This window comes from Thermoplasmatales archaeon (assembly GCA_014361245.1).
In the GTDB taxonomy this organism is placed as follows: Archaea; Thermoplasmatota; E2; order UBA202; family JdFR-43; genus JACIWB01.
This window is the reverse complement of sequence record JACIWB010000015.1, coordinates 1-14724: the sequence shown is the minus strand read 5'-3', so window position 1 is coordinate 14724 and position 14724 is coordinate 1. Positions and strand designations below refer to the sequence as shown.

17 protein-coding genes are annotated in these 14724 nt (G+C 33.0%); 7 read left to right on the top strand and 10 right to left on the bottom strand.

Going from position 1 to position 14724, the window contains the following annotated elements:
• Positions 1–14 precede the first annotated feature (14 nt).
• Positions 15–920 (top strand): 50S ribosome-binding GTPase, encoded by a 906-nt coding sequence (locus H5T45_03745; GenBank protein MBC7128829.1) that lies wholly within the window; start codon positions 15–17, stop codon positions 918–920.
• Here H5T45_03745 and H5T45_03740 read toward each other — a convergent pair.
• Entirely contained in the window at positions 912–1577 is a 666-nt protein-coding gene (locus H5T45_03740; protein MBC7128828.1) for a 30S ribosomal protein S3ae, read from the bottom strand. The two genes, H5T45_03745 and H5T45_03740, sit on opposite strands and share 9 nt — an antisense overlap.
• A gap of 84 nt (positions 1578–1661) precedes the next feature.
• Between H5T45_03740 and H5T45_03735 the strand changes: the two genes are divergently transcribed.
• Positions 1662–2498: a hypothetical protein gene (locus tag H5T45_03735; GenBank protein ID MBC7128827.1), complete on the top strand. Its 837-nt coding sequence runs from the start codon at positions 1662–1664 to the stop codon at positions 2496–2498.
• Here H5T45_03735 and H5T45_03730 read toward each other — a convergent pair whose 3' ends face one another.
• Genes H5T45_03730 through hycI form a run of 3 tightly spaced genes read right to left on the bottom strand, consistent with a single transcriptional unit; the run spans position 2499 to position 5075 of the window.
• Entirely contained in the window at positions 2499–3263 is a 765-nt protein-coding gene (locus tag H5T45_03730; protein ID MBC7128826.1) for an ATP/GTP-binding protein, read from the bottom strand.
• Positions 3264–4586, bottom strand: a complete 1323-nt coding sequence (gene purD, locus H5T45_03725; GenBank protein MBC7128825.1) for a phosphoribosylamine--glycine ligase — start codon at positions 4584–4586, stop codon at positions 3264–3266.
• A gap of 33 nt (positions 4587–4619) precedes the next feature.
• On the bottom strand, positions 4620–5075 hold the full coding sequence (hycI, locus tag H5T45_03720) for a hydrogenase maturation peptidase HycI (GenBank protein ID MBC7128824.1): 456 nt from the start codon (positions 5073–5075) through the stop codon (positions 4620–4622).
• A 23-nt stretch (positions 5076–5098) separates the two neighbouring features.
• Here hycI and H5T45_03715 point away from each other — a divergent pair, with 23 nt between their 5' ends.
• Entirely contained in the window at positions 5099–5863 is a 765-nt protein-coding gene (locus tag H5T45_03715; GenBank protein ID MBC7128823.1) for a creatininase family protein, read from the top strand.
• A 3-nt stretch (positions 5864–5866) separates the two neighbouring features.
• On the top strand, positions 5867–6745 hold the full coding sequence (locus tag H5T45_03710) for a hypothetical protein (protein ID MBC7128822.1): 879 nt from the start codon (positions 5867–5869) through the stop codon (positions 6743–6745).
• Here the strand turns inward: H5T45_03710 and H5T45_03705 are convergent.
• Positions 6738–7742: an AAA family ATPase gene (locus H5T45_03705; GenBank protein MBC7128821.1), complete on the bottom strand. Its 1005-nt coding sequence runs from the start codon at positions 7740–7742 to the stop codon at positions 6738–6740. The genes H5T45_03710 and H5T45_03705 overlap by 8 nt on opposite strands.
• A gap of 550 nt (positions 7743–8292) precedes the next feature.
• On the opposite strand from H5T45_03705, the gene H5T45_03700 reads away from it, so the two are divergent.
• The gene (locus tag H5T45_03700; GenBank protein MBC7128820.1) at positions 8293–8628 is read left to right on the top strand and encodes a hypothetical protein; all 336 of its coding nucleotides are present in this window, start codon (positions 8293–8295) and stop codon (positions 8626–8628) included.
• A gap of 10 nt (positions 8629–8638) precedes the next feature.
• On the opposite strand, the gene hypF is transcribed toward H5T45_03700, so the two are convergent.
• Positions 8639–10858 (bottom strand): carbamoyltransferase HypF, encoded by a 2220-nt coding sequence (gene hypF, locus H5T45_03695; GenBank protein MBC7128819.1) that lies wholly within the window; start codon positions 10856–10858, stop codon positions 8639–8641.
• Between the two features lie 35 nt (positions 10859–10893).
• On the opposite strand from hypF, the gene H5T45_03690 reads away from it, so the two are divergent.
• Together H5T45_03690 and H5T45_03685 are read left to right on the top strand one after the other, a co-directional pair.
• On the top strand, positions 10894–11349 hold the full coding sequence (locus H5T45_03690; protein ID MBC7128818.1) for a hypothetical protein: 456 nt from the start codon (positions 10894–10896) through the stop codon (positions 11347–11349).
• A complete protein-coding gene (locus H5T45_03685) occupies positions 11349–11804 on the top strand; it encodes a DUF2240 family protein (GenBank protein ID MBC7128817.1) in 456 nt (151 codons plus the stop codon). Before H5T45_03690 ends, H5T45_03685 begins: the two co-directional genes overlap by 1 nt.
• On the opposite strand, the gene H5T45_03680 is transcribed toward H5T45_03685, so the two are convergent.
• From H5T45_03680 to H5T45_03665, 4 genes are read right to left on the bottom strand one after another with little or no spacing between them, the layout of a single operon-like run.
• On the bottom strand, positions 11791–13023 hold the full coding sequence (locus H5T45_03680) for a tripartite tricarboxylate transporter permease (protein MBC7128816.1): 1233 nt from the start codon (positions 13021–13023) through the stop codon (positions 11791–11793). The genes H5T45_03685 and H5T45_03680 overlap by 14 nt on opposite strands.
• Positions 13016–13615 (bottom strand): hypothetical protein, encoded by a 600-nt coding sequence (locus tag H5T45_03675; protein MBC7128815.1) that lies wholly within the window; start codon positions 13613–13615, stop codon positions 13016–13018. Before H5T45_03675 ends, H5T45_03680 begins: the two co-directional genes overlap by 8 nt.
• 32 nt (positions 13616–13647) lie before the next feature.
• Positions 13648–14298, bottom strand: a complete 651-nt coding sequence (gene radB / locus H5T45_03670; GenBank protein ID MBC7128814.1) for a DNA repair and recombination protein RadB — start codon at positions 14296–14298, stop codon at positions 13648–13650.
• A 45-nt stretch (positions 14299–14343) separates the two neighbouring features.
• Complete coding sequence (locus H5T45_03665; GenBank protein ID MBC7128813.1) at positions 14344–14610, bottom strand: transposase; 267 nt, start codon at positions 14608–14610, stop codon at positions 14344–14346.
• Positions 14611–14724: the final 114 nt, after the last annotated feature.

Genomic DNA, 14724 nt, shown 5'->3' with positions numbered 1-14724 from the left:
TGTTATATATCTTCATGTGGAAAATAGGAAAAATATTGAATGCAGAGCAACTAATGGACAAAGCTTTCAGAAGAGCGAAAAAGAAAAAAGGGTCGGAGAAAATTGAAGAAATAAGAAAAACATTGAATGAATCTCTTAGAAGATATGTTAGAGATTTTCCGAGTTTTGACAATATACATCCTTTTTATTATGAATTGATTGATTTACTTGTAGGGATAAATAAAATGAAAAAATCCCTTTCATCTGTTGAATGGGCAAGAAAAAAAATATTGCTTTTATCAAGAGATGGAATAAAAAAAATAAGGAAGGGGGAAGATGCGAGAAAAACTGTTATTGATTTATATGGAAGAATTTCATCTTTGCTAAGACAAATAGATGAAGATTTAAAATTTCTTGAAAACGCGAGATTTAAAATTTCCAAAATGCCATCAGTATCTACAGATATACCTACTATAATAATAGCGGGCTATCCTAATGTTGGAAAATCTTCGATTTTATCAATTCTTTCAAAAGCAAAACCAGAGATTGCTCCCTACCCATTTACAACAAAAGGTCTTGTTCTGGGACATTTCCACATTAATAAGGATTATGAAGAGAAGAAAATTCAGATTATTGAGGCGCCGGGCATGCTTGACCGCCCGATTGAAGAAAAAAATGAAATAGAGAAGCAGGCGATAGTTGCTCTTAAACATCTGCCAAAAGCAATAATTTTTGTTTTGGATGCATCAATGCACTGTGGGTATCCTTTAAAAAACCAACTTAATCTTCTCGAAGAAGTAAAAAAAATGTTCAAAGTAAAGATCATAGTTGTTGAAAATAAGGTTGATTTAAGCGGTGGAAAAACAGATTATATTAAAATTTCCTGCAAAAGTGGGGAAGGTATAGAAGAATTAAAGGAAAAAATAAAGGAATTAGTTTGATTCCTCTATTTTTTCTTCCTGTAATTCTGCTGTTTCTTCTGGCTCTATTTCCTCAGCAATCTTTTCCTCCTCACTTTCCTCCTTTAATTTAACTTCTAATTGTTCAAGAAGTTCGGATTTATGAATTTCAACTCTCTTAATTGGATATACTATTTTTGATAATTTGTATATCTGTTTCGCTATCTCTCCATCAAGCATAAATTTTACAAAATCATCCATGGTGTTTGTTTTTGCCATTGTTTCAACAACATCTTTCATTATCTTTCTTATCGCGCTTTTTTGTGAGGTTTGAAGTCTTTTTAGAGAATATGCTGATGGTTTAACTCTTATTCTCTTTCCGTCTTTAGTTGTAACATCGAAAACTCCATCTATTTTTGCCCTGTGCCTCCTTGCTATTCTCTTTACATAATCTGTAGTTGTTGTATGTCCTACAAAATCGGTGTATGCTTCAAGTCCGCTTACTTCTTTTATTTTAAAAATCAATTTTATATGGGCTTTTGAAAAATCACCACTCAGTTCCTGCATGGAAACCTCCACAGTCCTCCCATAAAGATTTTCGGGCTTATCAGCTGGTGTTTCCACAATTCTTGCCTTTCCAAACATCTGAGGGCTAACTATCCAATACCATGTCTTATCCTTTTTCTTTTTTTCTGCCATTAAGCGGTAATACCATTGATATATAAATAAATTGGTCTTCATCTAATTCAAAAATGTTAAATAGCACAAAATTCATTCTTGTTAATGGAAGATTTATACAGAATTGATAAATTTGGAGAAGATTTTGACAGAATAGTTGAGGAGATAGATGCTATTTTGAAAAGTTCTTATAAAGAGAGAGAAATTCTTGAAAAACTTAAAAAAATAATCTCTTCCGACAGATTTAACAGAGTAAAGGAAGCCATTGATTCGATGAAAAAGAAGGTCGAGAGCGCGGAGGAGAGGACTGTTGCCATGTTGCAGGAGGCGGAAAAATACAAGAATGAACTCGAAAAGGAAAGGAAAAGGCTCGAGAAGCTGTGGGATGCTTATAAAAGACAGGAAGATGAAATATTTTCATATGACGAGAAATTGATTGAGAAGGAAGAGATAATAAAAGAAAGGGATAAAAAGATAGATGAACTGGAGAAAAAAATTGAGGAAATGGAGGATTTAAGGGAGAATAGAGATAAACTTGAAAGAGCCATTAAAGAAATTGAGGAAAAGAATAAGGAAATTGAGAAATTGAGAAAAGAATTGGTCGTGGAAAAAGAGAAAAGTTCTTCAATGGAAAAAGAAATAGAGGAACTGAGAAGTTATATTCCCTATAAAAAAGAAGTGGAGGAGCTTAGAGAAAAAATTAAGGAACTTGAACCCTTAAAGGAGTTAATAAAATATAGGGAGAAAAGTAGGGAAATTGAAGCGCTTTACAGAAAAGAGCAGGAAAGACTGGCAAAACTTTATAAGAAATACGAAGAGTTAAACAAGGAATATGAAGAAGCCAAATCGAAACTAACCAAATGGGAAGAATGGTATGAGGAAAACAAAAATTATATAGAAATGGCTTCAAATGCCTTCAGGAAATTTAAGCTCCCAGAATAATTATTTTCTTTCCAAATCTTCCCCTCCAGAAAAAATATCCTGGATACTTGCATAAAGATCCTCAATTCCTTCCCATGTTTCTGATGAAATTGGAATAAGTGATGTATGGCTTTCCATATCTCTTATAACCTTCATTATTCCCTCGCTCATCTGGGTATATAATGAGGGAGAATAAAACATCAGGTCATTTTCCAGCCTTTCAGGATTTTTACCCCATTCCTTTATAATTTCAAGCGTTTCTTTTTCAATAATATCTATTTTTGTAAGAATGTTTACAATAGGCAAAACAAGGCGAAATTGAGTTATTGCAGAAAGCATTAATTGAGATATAAGATTTGCCGGGGTTGTTGCAAGAGCTGGATCTATCAAAAAGGCAATCATCGAATTATCTTTTCCAAGTTGATCAATAATTATTTTGCCGGAACTCCTGAAAACAAACAATTCCATCTGCCCAGGAGTGTCAAAAATAACATAATCAGCTCTATACTCAGATAATCTTTCTTCAATTTCTTTAACATTTAAAGCAAGCATATCCGCACACAATATCTGAGCTCCGTTTGGGCCGAGGTCATAATTTTTCATAACTTCTTCAAGAGAAATCCATTCTCTTATATCAATCTCAGGTGAGTAAGGAGTTTTTATTACTCCTGGGTCAAGATTTACCACTATTGAATCATAGCCCTGCCTGTGACACCATTCATTGAATGCATTTGCGAGGGTGCTTTTGCCTGAGCCGGCGGTGCCTACCAAGTAGAGATGTATCATTTAACCACGAAGCATTTTTAAGCGATTCATTTTTTTCTCAATAATTTCTTTTTTACCTATATCATGCCTGACAAAAATATCTCCCTTTACATTTTTCAAACAATTTTCGCATATCTCCTCTGCTTCATAAATTTCATCTGCTATTCCGAGAATTGCAAGGGAACGGGATTTTGTTGTATATATCTTTCCATTTTCTTCATTAACAGATGCATAAAAAATTTTTCCTCCTTCCTCCTCTATCTTTTTTTCATCTACAAATATCTCCTTATTTTCAAGAGGTTTATAACCATAGCCACATGGCACAACATACTTGCAAACAGTGCTTTTTTCGTTGAAGCCTATCATGTTATTTCTTAAATTTCCTTCAGCCATTGCATTGCATATTTCAACAAAATCTGTTTTTAAGATTGATAGAACATTCATTGCTTCAGGATCGCCAAATCTTGCATTTATTTCAATAACCTTAACTCCTTGTGATGTTAGCATGAACTGCCCGTATATAACTCCTCTATATTCCCTTCCTTCCTTTTTTAATGCTTCAATTATTTTCTGCAAAATTATGCATGCCTCTTCATATTCATATCTTTCCATAAAAGGAAGAATGAAATCTTTTGAGGAAATTGAGCCCATTCCACCTGTATTTGGCCCTTCGTCATTTGGTAAAAGTCTTTTATAATCCTGCACAACTGGCATTGGAAAAATATTTTTTCCATCGCAGAATGCCTGCAGTGTAAACTCCTCTCCAATCATTCTTTCCTCTATCAAAACCCTACTTTTACCACCTATCTTTTTAGATATAATTTCCTTTGCATATTCATTTGCCTCAATTGCACTATCAAAATGAAAGCCATAAACCCTTACACCTTTTCCTCCAGTAAGTCCAACTGGCTTTACTGCAACATTTCCCTGCAACTCATTTATAAATTTCTCTGCAGATTTTGCATCGGAAAATGCACCAAATTCAACATTTCCCCTTACCCTGTATTTTTTCATCAACCTCCTCATGAATTCCTTATCTGTTTCTATTTCCGCCGCCTCCCTTAAAGGAGATGCAACAGCAATTTCATTTTTCATAAGCAAATTTGTAACGCCCGCCTGGAGAGGCGCCTCAGGTCCGACTACCGCAAGCTCTATATTTTTTGAAATGGCATATGAGACAACTTTTTCTGCATCACACTCATCATGTAAAAAATAATCTTTTGCAATTCTCTTTATTCCAGGGTTAGAGTTTTTCATAACAGAATAGATTTCAGCATCGCTATTCTTTAAAGCAATACAGATAGCATGCTCTCTTGCCCCTCCACCTATCACTAAAACCTTCATTATAATGTATAGCTTAAGAAATATAAAATTTTTTTATAACTCCTCAATTTCATCTATTCTTCCTTCCTTGATGATTTTTATAAGTTTATTTGCAGAGCTTTTAACCTCCTTGCTCATTTTTCCATACATTTTCTTTGGCTGAATTCCTACGATTATTATTTCCGCTCCTATTTCTTTCTGTAGATTGGATATAAAAATTGAAAGAGGAATTGAATGAGTGGAAAAGGATGCCTTTCCTATTTTTTCTCTCCTTATCCTTCTCACCTCTCCGTGTTTAAGACCCATGTCAGCGGCATCAACCATAATAATTTTTTCTGGTTTGCTTCTTATTATTTCACCAAAAAAATTCTCCGGAACTGTTGCACAATTTATGGCTTTCCATTCATTGCCCTTTATTTTTTTTGCAACATATATGCCAATACCGTCATCGCCATTCATTTCATTTCCTATACCAAGCAGTATATTCATCAATAGTAAAGAAAAAAACATTTATAAATTTATAATATAAGGTTATGAAAATAGAAGAAATGAGCTGGAAGGAAATAGATAAGATAAACAGAGATGCCATCATTTTTATCTCAATAAGTCCTCTTGAAGCCCATGGTCCTCACTTGCCAGTTGCAACAGATTTACTTATCTCAAAAAAAGTTGAGGAGGCGGTAATGGAAGAAATGAAGAAAAGGGATATAGAATTTTTTTCCTTGCCATCCTTGCCACTGGGTGTTTGTAGATATGCAAAAAATTTTCCTGGAACAATAAATATTAAATGGAAAAATTTATATAACTTGCTTATTGATATTTTCTTATCTTTTTCGAGAAGTAATTTCAGATATTTTTTAATTTTTAACTTTCACATGGATGTTTTACATATAAAAGCAATTCATAAAGCAATTAAAAAAGCAAGAAAAATGGGCATAACAGCATGTGAGCCAATTTCAGTTGCATATTTTAGCGGAAAATTATTTGAGGAAAATGAATACGAAGTTCATGCGGATTTTAAAGAAACTTCTCTTGCATTGTATTTATTTTCAGAATTGGTAAAGGATTATAAGATAAAAGATGCAAAAATAAAGATGCACGCCCTGGATTTTTTTAAAACATTTGAGGAAATTGGAGCGAAAGATGCCTATATTGGCTCACCATCTCTTGCAAAAAAAGAATATGGAGGAGAGCTTTTTAAAAAAATAGTTGATTTATGTGTAAATTCTGCATTGCTTTTAAGGCAGGGAAAAATTGATGATTTGCCAAAAAAATTAAAAATATTGCTGAGAATATAGCTCATGTTTGATAAATTCAAGGAAAATGGGGTGGAGATAAGAAAGGATGAGGTATGGGAAAGAAATTGCAGAATAATGAATAGAGCGGGGCTTGAAATATCGAAACAAGAGGATTTTAAAGAAATAATAGAAAGAGATTGTATTTTTTGTTCAAGAGATAAGCTCGCAAAATTTGATTTCGGATTTATGGAAAATTCCCACTCTTTTCTTTTTCCAAACATAAATCCATATTCAAAATATAGTGGCGTATGTGCCTTCAAAAATCATTATATAAAGCCAGAAGAATTCTCCACTGATTTACTCGAAAGCAATTTTTCACTCTGCTCGGAATATATCAGAAGATTTTATGATGGTAAAGCAAGATATGTCTCAATTAACTGGAACTACATGATGCCCGCTGGCGCCAGCATCCTGCATCCTCATACGCAAATAATTTTGAGTGAGTATCCGACAACCTATATGGATAAAATAATAAAAAATAGGGAAAAATTTTTTTCTTATGTTGAAGAAGAAATTAATGGAGAAAGATTTATCGGAGAAATAAACAGCTTTTATTTATTTGTTCCATTTGCTCCATTTGGATTTAATGAAGTTTTTGGATTTTGCAAGGAGGATTTTTCTACCGCAATTAAAAAACTTGCAGTGGCTATAAATAAAATATTATCTTATTATTCAAGCATAAAGAGAAATAGTTTCAATCTTGCGGTTTTTATTGATATGGGAAAAGAATTTCCATTTCATTTCAGGATATTGACAAGACAGAATATGATTAAATATTATAGAAATGATGCAATGTTTTTTGAAAGGCTTCATCTTGAAACAATTCTTGAAAAAATGCCCGAAGAAGTATGCAAAGAGATAAAGAATTTTATTTCTAAATAATTTTTTCAATTTCTTTAATTAATAAATTTGCTGGGAAATTGAGAATTGTGTATCCGTATTTACCTTCGTTTATTAAATCGTTGCTTAAAAGTTTTTTAAATATTTTTTCAAATTTTTTTTCATTGATTTCTAAACCATATTGTTCAATTCTTAAAGCCAGTTTTTCCTTTATTTCATCATAACTGACATAAGCTTTATTTTTACAGGCATCTGCAACACTCAGAAGCAATAAAAGCTCTTCTTTTTCCATGATATCTAATTCAAAAAAGTTTTCTTCTCTGTTTGCCTCCCTTACATCTTCCACTTCAATTTTTTTGTGCATTTTTGCATCCGCTATTAAGGAAGAATTTAAAAGAAGCAATACACCGGTTCTTGCATGTCCAACTGAGCGTATAGCTATGTCTGCTATAAAAGATATGGTTTCATCATCATAGCAATTTCTATTCAAACTTTCCTCAGCCCTGTAAAACAATATTTCTCTCATCTGTTCCCATGAATATGGTTTTAGCTCAACAACCGAGTTTTGAGCAAAAGTACTCCATGTGGCTTCATCAAGCATCTGTTTTAAAATTACATAACTCCTTGTAATTGCTATATACCCTATTTTTTTGCCTAATTCTTTCTGCCTTGAAAGGGTATATGCAAAATGTTTAAGCTCATTTATATCCATCCCATCGATTTCATCAATAATTATTCTTTTTCCATCAATTTCATTCCATAATTTTTGAGTTGGCAAACCCGATGGATTAAACCTCGGTTTTATCTGCTTTAAAATTTCTTCCAAAATTCTATGCTCCGTTCTATTGATATAACAATTTACATATGCATCTCCTCCAATATATCTGGCAATCATTGTTTTTCCTGTGCCCACGCCGCCACTTATCAACACTTTCCCGCTTTTAATCAAATATTTTATCCTTTTTATTTCTTCATCCCTGCAAAGAATCTTATCTGGTATGTAAGAAAGGTCGAGTTTTTTCTCGTCTTTCAAAATCATGACAAATAAACTCTTTTTATTTAATAATTATTTGGGAATTTCTTAAATTGCGGCAGCGGCACTATCAAGAATTTGAAAATTTAAAAAATAAGAAATGCCACACTAACTAATAGAATTAGTTAGAAAAAAATATCTTTTGCTGGGACAAGAAAAAGATAGAAATTAAACTGATTGCCATAATTCTTTACTATGCAGAATAATGAAGCATGGCAGATGGTATCATAAATTTGCCCAATTATTTACTAATTCCAGAAAATACAGGCGTTGCATGGCAATAGATGTAATAAGATTTGTCAATAGCTTCTTGGTTTATTGCAAGGAGAAGCCACTAATTATGATAGGGCTCCATGTATAAATGGGCATTAAAAAACATCCTCAAAGCAATAATGCCGACTTGAGGATGTAAATAATGAATTATTTAAATAAGGGATAGTTAGCATTAGGCAAAAAATGGCTAAAAAAAGTTGGCAGGAAAAACTGGTAGATAGATTGGGAGGGGAAATTAGGTGATACAGTAGTAATACCAGCACCAATTGAAGTAGATGAGATAATGAAGAAGGTTCCTGAAGGAAAGCTTATTACTATTAATGAAATCCGCAAGATACTTGCTAAGAAACACTGTGCCACAATTGCCTGTCCGATAACCACAGGGATTTTTGCCCGCATTGCGGCAGAGACAGCAGCAGAAATGGCTAATGAAGGAAAGAAGAAGATAACCTTTTACTGGCGCACATTAAAAGGGGGTGGTGTAATAAACGAAAAATTTCTTGGTGGAGTAGAAGCCCAAAAGGAAATTCTGGAAAAAGAAGGACATAGAATAATTAGTAAAGGCAAAAAGCATGTAGTTGTTGATTTTGAAAAAAAATATTTATATATACCACAATAGCAGAAATTCTCTAATTTTTCAAAATTTTATTTGCAATCACTGCCTGCCCAAATGAAATTCCTCCATCTCCACATGGTAACATGCTGTTTATAAAGAATTTATATCCTTCCCTTTTTACCTTTTTCTCTATTTCTGTTGAAATATGCTCATTATATGCACATCCTCCCGCAAGCACAATATTTTTTGTTCCTTTTTCATTCGCTTTTTCAATTGCAAGGGTTGCAAGAGAATCTGCTATATATTGCTCCGCAGAGTAAGCCAAATCTTCCTTCCTTTTTTTCATGTTTTCAAAAATATTTAAAAAAATTTCCTTTGTTTCTATTATTCCATTTTTTATAACTGGCTCAATTTTAAGAACATTCTTTCCATTTCTTGCAATGCTTTCGAGCTTCATTGCTGGCTCTCCTTCATAGCTCATTAAATGGCATATATCAAGCAATGCAGAAATTGCATCCAAAACTCGTCCGCAACTGCTCGTTTTTATTGAGCTTTTCATCTGCCTGAAAATCAATTTAATTTCCCTCTCGCCGTAAGGGAAAAATTTTCTCCTTTCATAAACAAAATCTTCTATTTCCTTTCCTAAAATCCCGCATAGCATTCTTAAAGGATATTTAGTTGCTAAATCTCCACCTGGCATTGGATAATAGCGAAGATGTCCAATTCTCTCATATTCTTCTATTGTTGAATATATTATTTCTCCCCCCCATGCATTTTTATCCTCGCCATAACCAAATCCATCTATTGCAATACCTATTGCCTCCTCTATCCCATTTTCCACCATCGCTTTTGCGACATGTGCATGATGATGTTGTATTCTAAAAACGGGCAAATCTTTTGCCATTTCTTCAGCATATCTTGTTGTGATAAAATTCGGATGCATGTCACATGCTATTGCATCTGGCACGAATTTCAAAATTTTTGAAAAATGTTCAACCACTTCTTTTAAAAATTCAAAAGTTTCATAGTGATTTAGATTTCCTATATGCTGGGTGAGAAAAGCATGCTTATCTTTTAAAAAACATGCAGTGACATTTTCCTCCGCTCCCAGCGCCATGATATTTGCTGATTTAAAATTTAAATTTATTGGGAGAGGGACATATCCTCTGCTCCTCCTTATAAAAACCGCTTTTTTCCCGATTAATTTTATTATTGAATCATCGCTTCTCTGGTGAATTTTCCTGTTGTAATATAAAATAGAATCCGCTCCAATCTTCAGTATTTCATCATCATCCTTTATTATTGGTTTTCCTGGAAGATTTGCTGAGGTCATTATCAAAGGTTTGTTTATTTTTTTGAAAATAAGATAATGCAAGCCAGTATAAGGAAGCATTACTCCATAGTTATGAAGTTTTGGCGCAACATATGGCAATTCCTTTTTCTTTTCCAGCAGCAAAATAGGACGAGCATAACTTTTCAAAATTTTTTCTTCCTCTTTTTTTAAATGGCATATCTCTCCCGCCATTTTTTCATCCTTTACCATCAGAGCAAATGGTTTTTCATTTCTTCCAAGCAATTTCCTAAGCCTTAATACAGCATTTTTTTCAGCTATACATGAAAGATGATATCCACCAAGCCCTTTTATGGCAACTATTCTGCCATCCAGAAGCATTTTACATGCTTCCCATATGGCTTCTTCTCCTTCCTTAAAAATTCCTTTTCCCTTAAAAAATATTTTTGGACCACATTTTCTGCATGCATTCGTTTGGGCATGATACCTTCTGTCAAATGGATTTTCATATTCCTTTTTGCAATCCTTGCACATTTCAAATTCGTCCATTGTCGTGTTTTTTCTATCATAAGGCAGTTTTCTTGTTATTGTAAATCTTGGCCCACAATTTGTGCATGTTGTAAAAAAATAGTTTCTTCTTCTTTCATCTCTTTCAATATCCGAAACACAATCCTCACATATTGCAATATCAGGAGGAAGAGAGGATGATAGATGCGATTTGTCCTTTTCCCTGCTTCTTTTTATCTCAAAATCCTTATAATTTTTCTCCTTTCCATACCTGATTTCAATTGCCTCAATTTCAGCCATCGGCGGCTTTTTCTCCCTTAAAAGAAAGATAAACTCATCAATCCTTCTTTTGTCGCCCTCAACCTCTATTTCAACCCCCCCATGCCCTAAGTTTAAAACATATCCTCGCAGTCCGCAACTTTTCGCAATTCTATAAACAAAAGGACGGAAGCCCACGCCCTGCACCACCCCGCGCACGATTATTTTTGCGAGCACAAGAAAAAATAAATAGGATATAATAATTTTGATTGATGGAGGAAATCCCTGCTGTTACTATAAGAAGAGGGAAAATAAGGAGGGAGAATAAAATATGGAAGAAAAAAGAGAGAGTTGAATTGATCGAAGAGCTTATAGAAAAATATGGGACGGTTTATATAATTGATATGGACGGAAAAAAGGGTTCGCCAAATTTAAAATTGTATAAATCGATTGGTAAAAAAATATGGGTTGATACATTTCCAAGAGATTTAAATGATATTTTAGATTTAGTGGTATGCGGTATTGAAAAAATAACAATCCGCTCTTTTGATGAAAAATATCTTGAGGAAATAAAAAATACAATTGAAAATGAAGTATTTATTTTCGATGAAATTGAGAAAGCGAAAAAATATAAGTTTGCGGGGGTAGTTACTGAAAAAGATTTGGATTGCGATTGCGAGCTTCAAATATGGAAGTTATCGGGTGATTTCATAAGGAGGGTAAAATAATGGATGATTTAAAAATATTATTTGCTTTTTTGTTCAATAAGAGAGGAGATAAACTAAAAGAAGAAGATGTTTTCAATATTTTATCATTTGAAATGGGATGGATGACCCCAAAAGAAGGTAAAAAAATAATAGAAAAAGGACTTGAGAAAAATTACATAAAAATAGAAGAAAATATGATAAGACCTAATTTTAATTACAAAGAAGTTGAAATACCCCTTGGATTTAAATTCGATGAAAATAAAATTCAGGAATATGAAGGAGATATTTTCTCAAGAGTTATTCATAAAATAGAAAAAAATTTAAATATAGGAAGTAAAAAAATAATAGAGGAAATAGAAGATTTGAGCAGAAATATGGAGATTTATCCTGAAGTTGCAGCAATTTTATATGCGAAGAAAAAAGGAATTGAAATTGATGATTTCATGGAAGAGATAAAAAAAATCATATTCTCATGAGAGATATTATTACAGGAACCATTAAAACCCCCATGCACACACTCCTCCTAACTTTTAATTCAAGACATAGCATTCCTATGGAAGAGGATGCTATCAGAATTATAACCCCCTTCCATCCATCCGATATTATAACCATTCCCACTATTATAAGCAGGGATATTTTTAGAAGAAGATTATAAGAAATTTCAGATAAACCAACTGCGAATTTTTCTCCTAAATACAATGTTGCAAAGTATGAAATTACAGCAGAAATTATAACAGCAATCAGAAACAGATTCATTGGGTAGGGAAATATAATCCCTTCCCATCTTTCAACATAAATAAGTTCCTTTAAAGCGATTGCAAAACCACTTCTTGCTTTTAAAATAAGAAAAAGTGCGGATATCACAAAAAAATTTGTGGAGGTGTTTGTGGCGGAGAGAAGGGATACGATTTCCTCCTTGCTTCTCTCTTTTTTAATTGTCATCACTATTGTTGTTGCAACAGCGGAGCTTATGCCAGGCAAAATCGATACAAAGCCGCCAGCAATTGCTCCTTCAAATATCCCCCTTTTCCCTATATTTCTCTTTTTAGTTTCGATTATTTGCTCTGGAACATTTGTTTCATATGAATAAATTAATGCTGGCACACCGAACAGTCCGAGCAATGCTGGAAAAATAGGAGATGATTTTATAAGAAATGAAGAGTTCATATCCCATATTACAAGCCCCAGGAGACCAGAAATTAAAAATATTAGCAATGCAGAAATAAAGTTTTTATTTGTAAAAACTACTATTATTGATATACAGATTAGAATCCATGGGGTAATGTCTTTAATTATGTAGTATAGGTTCAGAGGATTGGTAAGGATAAATTTAAATGGATAAATAAGAATCAGGCAAAATATAATAGATAGCAAGCTCGAATATGCAGATATTTCAATTGCTTCATATCCCCTCCCTTCCATAAGCATCGAATGGGCTGGCAAGGCAATTAATGCCTTATCTTCATCTGGTGCTCCTATAAAAGTAGATGGAATGATATTCAAAAAGGTATGGGAAGTTGCAGCCGCTACAATCAGCACACATAAATAAATAGCAAATTCATCTCCCATAAAAGAAGAGAGAAATAACATCAGTATCGCTATGTTGTTTGTGTGCAATCCCGGCACCAGCCCGGTTATTATGCCTGCAGAGGAGCCTATTAATGAAAAAAGGATAACCATGAGAAAATCATTCATATTTTCCTACCTCATGATATGGCTGATTTACTTTTATGAAAAAAGAGGCTTGCGAGGCATCATAATAGAAAAAGCCCTTTACAAAAACTTTATCATCCTTACTCAATGATAGGTTATCACAATATACTTTTATTTTGTATTCAATTAAATCATCTGTAAGATAAAAATAACTTTTTGTAGTCGAATAAATATATCCGGTAACATTAACATTTGAATTTAAATATTTCTCATAGTTTTCAAGAAGATATGGCAAGGATATTGTATCTTCATCCCATTTCTTACAAATTTTTAAAGAATTTGCATAAAGAATAAATTCACCACCATATTCCCCTATCCTCCCAACTGCTTCTATCTCGTCCCCGTAATTAATTTCATCATTTTTTTCATAAAAAATTTTACCTCTTACTTCATAGTTGGTAATCTCTAATAAACTCCCTATCTTATTTTTCACAATTCCTCTAACTTTTACTTTTTCTCCGTTATATTTGTAAAATTCATCAGGATTTATTTCAACGGGTTTATCTAGAAATGAAATAAAATATAAGCATATTATTCCAAGCAAAGCTATCGAAAACAATAGAATTTTCCTCATGAAATTAATATTTGAAAATAAAATAAATTTTTCTATTCAATTCCATCCTGCGTAATTAAAAATATTGCGCTTTTACCTTCGGGTAGGCTTCTGTGTTTCACTATGGTTGCCTTTCTTATTTCCTTTCCGTTTTTGTTCCCCGCTTTTTCGAGCATTATTATTGTTTTTGCTATATGATCCATGCTTCTTCCAGCAAATGGCTTAACTTCCTCGCCCACAGAATAAACCTGGCTTGTTATTATAACAGGTATATCTTTTTTTCTTGCTTCAATCTGTAATTTTATCAATTGGTTTGTTAAGGAGCGAGTTGCTTTTGCTTCATCATCTGCCATCTCAAGCCTGTAGAACAGGTTTGCGCTATCCAGAATTATCAAACCAGAATCTATTTTTAATGCCTTTGTTATCATTTCTTCCTGTTCCCTCATCGAAAAAGGTGAAAAGAATAGAATTTTTTCGAGCAATTTTTTTTCTTTAATAATCTGAATCAATCTTTCTTTAGATATCCCTTCTGTATCTATATAAACAACTTTTTTACCCTCCGCTGTGCAGCTTTTCGATGCTTGAATGCAAATATTTGTTTTTCCTGTTCCTCCTTCTCCATATATTTCCGTTATAATCCCGTGTTCTATTCCTCCTTCAAGAAGGTTATCAAGCGAGCAATTCAGCTTTAATTTTTTATCCACATTTGTAATTCTTCACAGTTAAAAATATTTATTGATGTTGTATTGTCAAGTAACATCGGTAACATTTTTTGAAAAATATACATTGGCAGGATAATCATGGATACCCATGTGGTATCTATGATTGTTAAACCATTCAATAAATTCCTGAAGTAATAAAAGAACATTTTCAAAAACTTTCTTCAATTTCAGAAATTCTTCATTGAAAGTTCTTATGGCTCTTTCAATCTTTCCTTTTGCTTGTGGATAATAGGGAGGAGTATATTCAACTTCTATACCTTCTTTCTTACACCATTTTTCAATAGTTTCTTTCAAAGAATGGGTCACATCTTCTGTTTTTATTCTATCATAAATGTTACAGTGTAATCTTGAATTACCATCAATGACTATTAGAGCATATTGTTTTTTCCCCTCTATATTGAGTGGACC